Raw genomic sequence first — 11,454 nt, 5'->3', positions numbered from 1 at the left:
ATCAATTCTCCCCAACTAATTCTCCCATCTTTTCAGTCACAACATTCTGATAATCAAATATATACTTCTGTACTCCCAAAATAAATGTTTCAATATTATTTTCCTGCTGTAATTTATATACATTTATCAGTTCTTTCTGTTGGGACCTTATTTCCTTACTATTCCGTTCTTCAAAAGTTCTTCTGCATACAGATAAATACCCTCCCAATTGCTGCAGAACAGATGAATCATACAGTATATTCACAGCGCTCTTTTTATAGGCAGCTATTTCAGGAAGTTTTTTGGGGGATTCTTTCCCTTTAAAATACTCGTCCAAAAATTCGCAGATAGCATTTTTAAAATCCCGGACTCTCCCATTACCAGACTCATCAATTACCTGTATTTCCTTATCACTCCAATAATATCTCAAATCATCCCCCGGGTTTTCCATACAATAAACAACCAATGCACATCTCACCAATGCTTTTGTATTCACGATATCAATGCGTCCCTGATCTGAGTTACTTTGAATGACTGAATCCAGATAATCAAACATGGAAAGCCGCAGCGTTAAAATTCCTATCACATCTGCCACACATTCTTTGAAATTCTCTATGAGCAAGTCCATGGACGCTGATAAATTAGTCATGGTTTTATTCCAGGGAGAATCTGTAAGCCATTCATTTGTTATTTTCTGAATTTTTCTCCTCAGTTTTTTTCGTTCCCGCTCTGCATTTTTTAAATCAGCTTTTTTCATAGTTACCATAAATGTATCTTCCAGCAGATAAGAAAACAGTTCTTCTGATTCTTCCAGAATCTCTTTCATACTCTCCTGCAACAACAGATTCAATATACTGCTATATACCCCGTATTTTTCCAGGTCTTTTTCTAATTTTTTAATTTCTTCTTCTGATATGTCCACATACCTTTTCCTTATATAATCGCTGCTCTTCTGCTGTTCCATCTTTTCCTTCAAACGGGTTTTCAATTCTTTTTCCAGTCCCTTCCAGTAGCCTTCCGGAATTTCTTCCGGCAACTCTCCCTGAAGGGAAATTCTGTAATAATGAATGGTAACATGTGAAAGAATCTTTTCTATACATTTCACTCTTATCTTTCGATTTCTGATATCTTTCCCAACAAAATGCCCTACCTCATGACTGAGCATAACAAACATTAAACGGACGTCATACATTTGATTCTCAGGGATACTTGCAATAAAAATTTTTTCCTCATCTGTCAGAGAATCAAACAACTCCCGCACCTGCATATTATCCGTAATTCCCGGACATGCTATAAACTCATAATTATGTAAAACCCCCTGTTCATTTTCCATAGAATTTAAATATTCTTTCAGATTATAAATATAAGCATTATAAAACGCATTCAGCTTAACAGGCGTCTGATAAATTCTGATATTATAATCCAAAGACTGTGTAAATTGCCGGTCAGATTTTACCGAATTCTGGGCGTATAAACTAATTCCTTTGAATAAATCATAAAAAGATTCAAATAATTTATCTTTTTCCTCTATTGTATGTGCTTTTTCCATAATATTTTTTACCATATGCAGGGGCATAAGCAACGTTCGGAACACATAATCTGAAAAAAAAGTTGTTTCAAACCTTTGTAATACATTCAACGTCTGGTATAAATCCTTCTTCAGATTATGACAACGCACACAATCCGTATTATTAATTAGATCCATCTTACCAAATGCTTTGCGTAACATACTGCTTAAACTTTCAGAGTCCGTCTTCCCTTTGTCTGATTCCGATACACGGATAAACCTTCCATTTGCCACTTTTTTCATCTCATGAGGAGTCCCAATAATAGTGGTCACTCCCGTCAGATAATTTTGATAAAATTCATTAGAATGATTTAGAATACCACTATTATCCTGATACAGCAAACGAAATTTTGACCATGGAACATCTTTTAAAATAATCAGCTCATCATTACACCCTAACGTTGACTGTTTTTCCTTATTCAAATATTCCTCTCCGACAACATCTTTTATCTGATTATAAATATGATCAACACTTCCAGGACTCTGCTCTATGGCATGAATATATACAAAAGGCAGAATTTCTTCTTCTGGCCCATTGTCGCCATTTAATATCTCCCGATACAATGATGCCACTGTAAAGCTATAACACAGTGACCAATTAAAAAGAGAAATTCTTTCTGCTATACTTCCCGCTCCGCGATGCAAACTATCTACCAGTTCAGCTCCGGAAAGATAATTCCTGCTGAGCAATATCAGAATTAAATCACTGTTGTCCAATGTTAAATAAGTGACGGCACGATATCCTTCCTCCTCATTTGTCATAGCTTTTTCAAATTCTCTGCATTCTTTGCAAAATTCAGTGGTTTTTTCCGAATTTTTAAACTGTAGTAAAGAAAGAAACAAAAATGGATACTTTTTCTGTACATTTTCATCCCAAAAACTGTTTTCCCACCTCTCGTCTTCATCGCTCCGGAACCCAAAAATCACCTGTTCCTGGCACTTTCCTGTCATCAGCGTGCTTCGTTCTACAGAATATTTCCATAATCTTTTTAAATCAATTGCCCCTTCTGAGAAAAGATTTTTTCCCACCGAAATTCCATCGTAATAACCATAAGACAGATAGTCCCAATCCTGATGAACCTCTCTGGACGGCGGAAGAAAATCATTATGCAAAATAAATGGTCTGCAAATATTATACATATATACTACCCTCTTTATTGTATCTTACAAAATTTATCCATATAGCATAAAAAGGACCCTGTCTTAAAATAATGAGGGCCCTGTCTGTCAAATATCTATTCTTATATAATCACCAAATGAATCGTAATTTTTCAACTTTGTTTCATCTATTAAAAATTCCTCAACGGTCGGACCAGACAACTTTTTTGCATCCAAAAAAGTACTTGCTTCCGGATTCCGATTCGAAATAATTGTTGAAAACTGCTCCTGGTTATAAGGAATTTCTTTTAGAATACGTGACATTACACATATACCTTCTTTCTATGTTTTATATAGAATGCACAACATCCGGACATTATATGCAAGTTCGACTATGCATCCTAGGTTATTATATGCTATTTTTGTTAAATCGTCAATTAAAACATATTTTATGTTATGATTTTTATGCATTATATCTAATTTTTTCTTCTAAATACATGCATATTTATCCATATTTTCAATTAATTTTTATATAATCCTTAACAGGCATCATCAATTTGCTGCTTGTTCCTTCACAGACTGATACCTTCCTGTTTCAGAGGAACAGGCAACCTGGAATGAAAAGCCATATCCATTTCAGGTTGCTTTTCCCTGTTACATTAATAGCTGCCCATTTAAAATTCATCAATGTTCTGTTTATTTAAAATACGCCACGCCGCTCTCAAACAGCTTCATATCCTGCTCTCCATAGATATTCACTGCCACGCTCTCGCCCCGGCGTTCTGAATGAGCCATTTTACCAAGAACTCTGCCATCAGGGCTGGTAATTCCCTCAATAGCCATATAAGAGCCATTGATATTCCACTCCTCATCCATGGTGGGCCGGCCCTTTTCGTTGACATACTGGGTTGCCACCTGACCGTTTGCAAACAGCTTCTCCAGCCATTCTTCTGGCGCCACAAAACGTCCTTCGCCATGGGATGCAGGATTACAGTAGATTTTTCCAGGCTCTGCCTGTGCCAGCCAGGGAGACTTATCTGTGACCACCTTCGTATAAACCATTTTGGAAATATGGCGTCCAATGGTATTGTAGGTCAGGGTGGGAGAATCCTCATTCTGCTGGCGGATTTCCCCGTAAGGCACAAGGCCCAGCTTCACCAGCGCCTGAAAACCATTGCAGATGCCCAGCATCAGGCCGTCCCGCTCCTGTAACAGACGGTTGACTGCTTCCGCCATTTTCTGATTCCGGAAAGCATTGGCAAAAAATTTCGCGCTTCCCTCAGGCTCGTCTCCGGCAGAAAATCCTCCCGGAAACATGATAATCTGGGACTGCTCAATGGCTTTCACAAATTCATTCACAGATTCCCGGATCTCTTCTCCCCTGAGATTCCGGAATACTTTTACAATGGTATCCGCTCCGGCCCGCTCAAAAGCCTTCGCACTGTCATACTCGCAGTTTGTTCCCGGAAATACAGGAATAAACACAGTGGGCCTTGCCACTTTATGTTTGCACACATAAATCTTATCCGTATGGAACAGTTCTGTCTGCACTTCTTCTTTTCCTTCCACTGCCCTGGTTGGGAATACTTTTTCCAGTGTGCCTGTCCAGGCTTCAATGGCCTCTTCCATGGAAATTTCCGTATCTCCGTAAATAAATTTCTGCAGGTGGTTTACCTCGCCGATAACTCTGCAGTAAGACAGATGACCGCAGCCTCCGTCCTCTGTTTCTGTTTTTGCCCAGGGCTCCATGGCCGCCCCAATAGTTTCTTTCACAAAATCTGCTTTTTCCGCCGGAACCTCTGCAATAAGTTTTCCAAAATGAGGAGAAAACATACAGTCGCTGCACACATCGGATTCCAGGGTAACGCCCAGTTTATTTCCAAATGCCATTTTGCTTACCGCTGCTGCAATTCCTTTTCCGTCTAGGGCATAGGCAGATACAATGGCTTTCTGCTGGATCAGCTCGTGAATGGCGTCGTACAGCTTCATAACCTGAGCATATACCGGCAAATCATACCTGTCTGTGGCAATTTTGAAAATCATCAGCTTATTGCCCGGCTGTTTCAGCTCCGGCGTAATGATATCCTGTTCTTTTGCCACATCCACCGCAAAGGAAACCAGTGTGGGCGGCACGTCAATTTCATTAAAGGTTCCTGACATGGAATCTTTTCCTCCAATGGAGGGCAGCCCGAATCCCATCTGAGCACTGTAAGCGCCCAGAAGTGCTGCAAAAGGCTGGCTCCAGCGGGAGGGTTCTTCGTTCATCCGACGGAAATACTCCTGGAAGGTAAAACGGATTTTCCGGTAATCGCCCCCTGCCGCCACAATCCTTGCCATGGATTCCAGTACCGCATACACTGCTCCATGGTAAGGGCTCCAGGAGGACAGCTCCGGGTCAAATCCATAAGCCATCATGGTAACCGTATCACATTTTCCCTCTGCCACCGGAAGTTTTGCCACCATGCTCTGGGTCTCTGTCAGCTGATATTTTCCCCCGTAAGGCATAAACACACTGCCCGCACCGATGGATCCGTCAAACATTTCCACCAGCCCTTTCTGAGAACATACATTCAGGTCAGAAAGAGTTGCAAGCCAGGCAGCTTTCCTGTCGCCTTTTTTCAGGGCTTCTGCCACTCTGGGAATCTCTTTTTTCTCAAAGAAATTTTCCTCCCGAGCAGGAATGTCCACTTTTACAGAAGTTTCCTGATGTGCTCCGTTGGTGTCCAGAAATGCCCTGGAAATATTTACAATTTCCTTTCCCCGCCATTCCAGCACCAGTCTGGGTTCTTCTGTAACCACAGCCACTTCCACTGCCTCCAGATTTTCCTCTTTTGCCCAGGAAAGGAACTGTTCCTTATCTTCCGGAGCAATAACAACCGCCATACGCTCCTGAGACTCGGAAATGGCAATTTCCGTACCGTCCAGACCTGCATACTTTTTCGGAACTCTGTCCAGGCAAACACGCAGTCCGTCAGCCAGCTCACCGATGGCCACAGATACGCCTCCTGCTCCGAAATCATTGCACTTTTTGATTATATGGGCTACCTCTTCCCTGCGGAACAGACGTTGGATTTTCCGCTCTGTGGGAGGATTTCCCTTCTGCACTTCCGCGCCGCAGACTGCAGTGGATTCCGTATTGTGAGCTTTGGAAGAACCGGTGGCACCGCCGATTCCGTCCCGTCCGGTACGACCTCCCAGGAGAATGATTACATCACCGGGGTCGGAGGTGAGCCGCTGCACCGCCCGTCTTGGGGCAGCGCCCATTACCGCGCCGATTTCCATCCGCTTTGCCACATAATCAGGATGGTAAATTTCCTTTACATATCCTGTTGCCAGACCAATCTGGTTGCCGTAAGAGCTGTAACCGTGAGCAGCTCCCCGCACCAGTTTTTTCTGAGGCAGCTTGCCGTCCAGAGTATTTTTCACCGACACGGTGGGATCGGAAGCTCCGGTCACACGCATGGCCTGATATACATAGGTACGCCCGGACAGAGGATCCCGGATGGCCCCGCCCAGACAGGTGGCCGCGCCGCCGAAAGGCTCAATTTCCGTGGGATGATTATGGGTTTCATTTTTAAAATTCACCAGCCATTCCTCGGTTTTTCCGTCCACTTCCACCGGAACCACAATGGAACAGGCATTGATTTCATCCGATTCTTCCTGGTCCTCCAGTTTTCCTTCTTTTTTCAGCCGTTTCATGGCCATCAGGGCAAGATCCATCAGACAGACAAACTTATCCTCCCGGCCCTGATACATCTCTTTGTGGGTGTTCAGATAATCCTGGTAAGTCTCTTCCATAGGGGCCCGGTAAAATCCTTCCCCAAAGGCAACGTCTTTCAATTCTGTGGAAAAAGTGGTATGACGGCAGTGGTCAGACCAGTAGGTATCCAGCACACGGATTTCCGTCATGGAAGGGTCTCTTTTTTCTTCCTTCTGGAAATAATTCTGAATGTGCAGGAAATCCTTAAAGGTCATGGCAAGGCCCAGAGAATCATAGAGATTTTTCAGCTCCTGCTCCTGCAGTCCAGCAAATCCATCCAGAATCTTCACATCCTCCGGTTCCTCAAAATCATCCGTCAGCGTTTCCGGCTTTTCCAGTCCGGTTTCTCTGGAATCCACCGGATTAATGCAGTGGGTTTTGATGGCTTCAAGCTGCTCCCGGCTCACTTCACCTTCAATCACATAGGTGGTGGCAGAACGGATAATGGGATTTTCTGACTCATTTAACAGTTTCACACACTGCTCTGCAGAATCTGCCCGCTGATCATACTGTCCCGGCAGATATTCCACGCTGAACACCTGGGCTGTTCCTGCCTCAAATGATTCCTCGTACACATGGTCTACCGGAGGCTCGGAAAATACTGTCGCCAGGGCTTTCCGGTAAGTTTCCTCCGAAATATCCTCCACATCATAGCGAATCAGCACCCGTACCCCTGTCACAGACTGAATGCCCAGATAGCTTCTGATTTCTGACTGAAGCTCCCTGGCCTGAATGGCAAAATCCGGTTTCTTTTCCACAAAAATTCGTCTTACGTTGCTCATTGGTTTCCTCCTTCAATTTGTCCTGTTATCACACAGTATAACATGGAATATATAATTAGTACAATTAATATATTTAATACAATTTATATTATTTTCTTATTTACATTTGCCCTATTGACAGATTTATAATCCATACTTATAATAAAAGCAGATTTCACTTATAACATTGAAATATCCGGACTGTTACGAGGGGGAGGCGCCTGTGGACATTAATTATGAACTGTACAAAGTATTTTATCATGTGGCTTCCTCCCTGAGTTTTTCAGAGGCTTCCCGGAAACTGTTTATCTCCCAGTCGGCGGTCAGCCAGTCCATCAAGACGCTGGAAAAGAAACTGGAACAGCCTTTATTTATCCGCAGCACCAAAAAGGTACAGCTTACCTCTGCGGGACAGCTTCTGCTAAAACACATTGAGCCTGCCATTAATCTGATTGAACGGGGCGAACAGCAGCTTACAGATTCCGGCACCCTTGGCCTTTGCCAGCTCCATATTGGCGCCAGCGACACCATCTGCCGGTATTTCCTGGTACCTTATCTGAAACAGTTTCATGAAAAATTTCCGCAGGTTCCCATCAAGGTGACAAACGCCACTTCATTAAGCTGCGTGGAACTGCTCTCTCAGGGCAAGGTGGATCTGATTGTGAGCAATTATCCAAATTCCCGGATGGACAGCTCCTGTATCCGGAAAACAGTGGCCTCTTTCCAGGACGTGTTTATTGCAAATCCTGCCAGTTTTCCTCTGGAGCAGAAGGAAATTTCCTTCTGTGAATTAAATCAGTACCCGATTTTAATGTTGGATCAGAAAAGTACCACCAGTGAATTTTTACATAATCTGTTTCTCCGGTATCAGCTGGAACTGGTTCCGGAAATGGAACTGAGCAGCAACGACCTGCTGATTGACCTGGCGAAAATCGGTATCGGCATTGCGTTCATCCCCGATTACTGTCTCTTTGAACCTACCCCGGAGCTTTACATTGTCCGGACACGGGAGACAATGCCCCGGCGCCAGATTATAGCGGCTGTGAATTCCGGACTTCCGGTTTCTCCCTCTGCAGAGGAATTTTTAAAACTGCTTCCGGAAACTGCCGGCCCTTCATCTGAACTTTAGGGACAGCAGTTCAGACATAGCCCGCATACCTGCCTTTTCAGGAACCGTCTATGTCTGAACTGTTGCCTTTAAACCAGCTTATGGAATCTGATACTCTTAAAAACAGATGTCCTGTAAGCATAAATTATCAAGGAGGAATTTATATGACTTTTAAAATGGTTCACGAAAATTACAATGTACAGGATCTGGACAAATCCGTTGCTTTCTATCAGGAAGCCTTCGGACTGAAGGAAATCCGCCGCAATGAAGCTGCCGACGGCAGTTACATCATTGCATTTCTTTCCAACGAGGAAAGCACCTTTGATCTGGAACTGACCTGGCTGAAAGAAAAAGAAGGCCCCTATGACCTGGGCGACTGTGAATTCCATCTGGCTTTTGAAACAGAAGATTACGATGCCGCTCATGCAAAACATGAGGCTATGGGATGTATCTGTTTTGAAAATCCCGCCATGGGCATTTACTTTGTAACAGACCCGGATGGATACTGGCTGGAGGTAATTCCTGCCAAATAAAAATGAATGCGCACAGCGCATTTTCCGCGCGCCAGCGGATTGCGCAGTAATAAATTTCCTCTCCGCAGGCTGCGTATAGTTGTTTTTATCTTACAGGAAAGAGACTTTCACTCTTTAGCGTGACAAGGTCTTTCCTGATAAGATAAAAAATCTGCTCTTATGTGCAAAAGGCGGATAAACATTCATTCCGTCATTTGCATCCGCCTTCCTGCACCAGGATCTGCCTGTCAGTCTCTGTTCCAGAATGCCTCCACTGCACGCCGCACCCCGGAAAGAGTTACAGGCTGATATGACTCCCACTCTCTGGGAAACAACGACTGATATTCCCGCTGCAAAAACCGTTCATCCAGCAGCAGAATAATCCCCCGGTCTTCTTCTGTGCGGATAACCCGCCCTGCGGCCTGCAGCACTTTATTCATGCCAGGATACCGGAACGCACAGGCAAATCCGGCCTGTTCCCGCTCCTCATAAAACTGTTTCAGAATTTCCCGCTCATTACTGATCTGAGGCAGCCCCGTTCCCACAATGACCACTCCAATCAGGGATTCCCCTTTCAGGTCAATGCCCTCTGCAAACATTCCTCCCATCACGCAGAATCCAATCAGAGTTTTCTCTCGTTTTTCCGAAAACAATCCCAGGAATTCCTCCCGCTCCTGCTCCGTCATACCGCTTTCCTGGCAGACACAGTCCAGCTCCTCCCGGATTCCCTCCCTCTCCTGGAACTTTTCCCATACCTGTTCCATCATTTTATAGGAAGGGAAAAAGACCATGTAATTTCCGGTTTTTCCTCCTGAGGCCTCATAAATGTAATCTGCAATTTTCTGAAATTCCGATTCTGTTCTCCGTGTATATCTGCTGCTCACATCTGTGCCCACCGCCAGAAAATGCTGTTCCTGCCGGAAAGATGTACGGGCATACACTGCATAATTATCTTCTCTGACACTCAGCAGTTTCTTATAATAACTGACAGGCAGGAAAGTGGCGGAAAAAAAGATGGTACTGCGGCCTTTATCCAGGCATTCCTGCAGATTTACCGCCGGATTCACACAGAACAGCTTCAGTTTAAAACTCCTGTCAGATTCATGTTCCGTGTAAATCACATAATTTTCATCCACCCGCTCATGCATATTCAGAAAATGCCGCAACTCCAGATAAAATTCCTGCACTTCCTTTTTCTCCGGAAATGTAATGTCTTTTAAAAAGAACTCCTCCATTGCGGCTCCAAGCTGCATCAGGGAAAAAATCAGCGGACTGATATTTTCCAGTGTTTCACAGGATTCACACTCCCGCTTCAGTTCCAGCAGATGTTTATTGCACCGTTCCAGTCCCCGGACACATTTCAGGCTGTAATTCTTCAGAATTTTTTTCACATGAAGAAAATCTTCCTTGTACAGAACCGCACTGTACATTTCTCTGGCTCTGTCTGCCAGATTATGGGCTTCGTCTACCAAAAACAGGTATTCTCCTTTTACTCCCTCCGCAAAAAAACGTTTCAGATACACATTCGGGTCGAACACATAATTATAATCGCAGATAATATCATCCACCCAGAGGGCTGTGTCCAGGCACATTTCAAAGGGGCACACCTGAAATTCCTCTGCCTGGCGTATCAGAATCTCCCTTGTGATTTCATATTCTTTCTGCAGCAGATCGAAAACTGCGTCATTTACCCGGTCATAGTGCCCCTTTGCACAGGCACAGTGAACCGGATTACAGTCCATTTCCCCGCAGAGACAGAGCTTTTCCTTTGCGGTAATGGTGAGGACACGCCCCCGGTAACCCAGACTTTTCAGCAGCCCGAAGGCCTCCCCCGCCACAGTTCTGGTAATGGTTTTTGCTGTGAGATAAAAAATCTTATCTGCCAGTCCCTCTCCCACGGCTTTTACTGCCGGAAACACCGTAGTAATAGTTTTCCCTGTTCCGGTGGGAGCCTGGATAAACAGTATTTTTCTGCGGTTAATGGTGCGGTATACATCAGCAGCCAGTTCTCTCTGCCCTTCCCGATAAGGAAAGGGAAATTCCAGACCGGCAATGGAAGCATTCCGTTCCACTCTGGCCTCATACTGAAACTCAGCCCATCTTTCATAAGCAGCTGTCAGCCCTTCAAACCATTCCAGGAGTTCTTCTAACGTATAATCCTCATGAAATCTTCGGATTTCTTCTGTGTCCAGATTGCAGTAAGTCATCTGAACGGAAATTTCCGGCAGTTTCTGCTCCGCTGCCACCATATAAGCATAGCATTTTGCCTGGGCCAGATGAACCGGAACCGGCCCCTCCATGAAATTCACATCCTGATAAACCCCTTTTATCTCATCAATGGTTACATGAGTCCCCTCCGTAATCACGCCGTCTGCCCGGCCTTCCAGCACCAGAATATACCGCTCCCGCACCAGCTCTGTTTTCAGAAAAACCTCCGGCTGATAAGACGGCCCCATTCTTCTCTGAATTTTCCAATGTATTCTGCTTCCTTCCTGCATGGCCTCCTTCTGCATGGCCCGGCCTCTTCGATTGTCTATATCGCCGGAACGCAGAATGAATTCCACAAGATTCCGCACAGAGATTTTTATTCTTTCCATTGGTTTTCTGACCCTTCCTCTCCATATACACCGCTGACCGGACTTTCCGGCAGTTTACTGCCGGAGTGATAC

Annotated in this window: 6 protein-coding genes; 2 read left to right on the top strand and 4 right to left on the bottom strand. The window is 44.3% G+C overall.

Annotated features, from left to right (window positions below):
• Position 1 precedes the first annotated feature (1 nt).
• From C805_RS12590 to C805_RS12580, 3 genes are all read right to left on the bottom strand, one after another.
• Positions 2-2,686 (bottom strand): hypothetical protein, encoded by a 2,685-nt coding sequence (locus C805_RS12590; RefSeq protein WP_016214239.1) that lies wholly within the window; start codon positions 2,684-2,686, stop codon positions 2-4.
• 87 nt (positions 2,687-2,773) lie between these two features.
• A complete protein-coding gene (locus C805_RS12585) occupies positions 2,774-2,968 on the bottom strand; it encodes a hypothetical protein (protein WP_016214238.1) in 195 nt (64 codons plus the stop codon).
• A 372-nt stretch (positions 2,969-3,340) separates the two neighbouring features.
• The gene (locus C805_RS12580) at positions 3,341-7,186 is read right to left on the bottom strand and encodes a phosphoribosylformylglycinamidine synthase (RefSeq protein ID WP_016214237.1); all 3,846 of its coding nucleotides are present in this window, start codon (positions 7,184-7,186) and stop codon (positions 3,341-3,343) included.
• 202 nt (positions 7,187-7,388) lie between these two features.
• Between C805_RS12580 and C805_RS12575 the strand changes: the two genes are divergently transcribed.
• Together C805_RS12575 and C805_RS12570 are read left to right on the top strand one after the other, a co-directional pair.
• Positions 7,389-8,294: a LysR family transcriptional regulator gene (locus C805_RS12575; protein WP_016214236.1), complete on the top strand. Its 906-nt coding sequence runs from the start codon at positions 7,389-7,391 to the stop codon at positions 8,292-8,294.
• Between the two features lie 143 nt (positions 8,295-8,437).
• Entirely contained in the window at positions 8,438-8,806 is a 369-nt protein-coding gene (locus C805_RS12570) for a VOC family protein (protein WP_016214235.1), read from the top strand.
• A 227-nt stretch (positions 8,807-9,033) separates the two neighbouring features.
• Here the strand turns inward: C805_RS12570 and C805_RS12565 are convergent, their stop codons facing one another.
• Entirely contained in the window at positions 9,034-11,382 is a 2,349-nt protein-coding gene (locus C805_RS12565) for an ATP-dependent DNA helicase (RefSeq protein ID WP_016214234.1), read from the bottom strand.
• Between the last annotated feature and the right edge of the window lie 72 nt (positions 11,383-11,454).

The organism is Eubacterium sp. 14-2 (assembly GCF_000403845.2).
Taxonomy (GTDB): domain Bacteria; phylum Bacillota; class Clostridia; order Lachnospirales; family Lachnospiraceae; genus Petralouisia.
The sequence above is the reverse complement of the archived record's forward strand: the minus strand, read 5'-3'. Positions and strand labels throughout refer to the sequence as shown.

What these genes read in the sequence shown, in the direction of transcription:
- C805_RS12590 (WP_016214239.1), bottom strand. Translation starts at nt 2,686, where the DNA reads ATGTATAATATTTGCAGACCATTTATTTTGCATAATGATTTTCTTCCG.
- C805_RS12585 (WP_016214238.1), bottom strand. Translation starts at nt 2,968, where the DNA reads ATGTCACGTATTCTAAAAGAAATTCCTTATAACCAGGAGCAGTTTTCA.
- C805_RS12580 (WP_016214237.1), bottom strand. Translation starts at nt 7,186, where the DNA reads ATGAGCAACGTAAGACGAATTTTTGTGGAAAAGAAACCGGATTTTGCC.
- C805_RS12570 (WP_016214235.1), top strand. Translation starts at nt 8,438, where the DNA reads ATGACTTTTAAAATGGTTCACGAAAATTACAATGTACAGGATCTGGAC.
- C805_RS12565 (WP_016214234.1), bottom strand. Translation starts at nt 11,382, where the DNA reads ATGGAAAGAATAAAAATCTCTGTGCGGAATCTTGTGGAATTCATTCTG.